Here is a 413-nt window from a genome sequence, read left to right as displayed (position 1 = left end):
AGGTAGCCGTATCGGAAGGTGCGGCTGGATCACCTCCTTTCTAAGGAAAACGTCCCGTAAGGGACATGCCCATCGTTCAGTTTTGAGAGTCCGATCTCTCAACTGAATCATCCCATATTTGAATGGGCCTATAGCTCAGCTGGTTAGAGCGCACGCCTGATAAGCGTGAGGTCGGTGGTTCGAGTCCACTTAGGCCCACCATTCAATTTTAAGTTCATATCCTGGGGCCTTAGCTCAGCTGGGAGAGCGCCTGCCTTGCACGCAGGAGGTCAGCGGTTCGATCCCGCTAGGCTCCATTTGTCTTGTCCATTTTCATGGAGAAGGCACTCGCACCTTGAAAACTGAAGACATCAACAAGACATCAAACTTTTTATAACCATGTCATTAGACGTGTGTTCTTAGAATACCAAAAT

The 413-nt window shown here is 48.9% G+C and carries 2 tRNA genes; both read left to right on the top strand.

The window, feature by feature from the left end:
- The first annotated feature begins 124 nt into the window (after positions 1-124).
- Positions 125-201: transfer RNA gene (locus KNQ05_RS15615), tRNA-Ile, on the top strand.
- Between the two features lie 22 nt (positions 202-223).
- Positions 224-296, top strand: a tRNA-Ala gene (locus KNQ05_RS15610).
- The last annotated feature ends 117 nt before the right edge of the window (positions 297-413 follow it).

This window comes from Exiguobacterium sp. s125 (assembly GCF_018618605.1).
Classification (GTDB): domain Bacteria; phylum Bacillota; class Bacilli; order Exiguobacteriales; family Exiguobacteriaceae; genus Exiguobacterium_A; species Exiguobacterium_A oxidotolerans.
The sequence above is the reverse complement of the archived record's forward strand: the minus strand, read 5'-3'. Positions and strand labels throughout refer to the sequence as shown.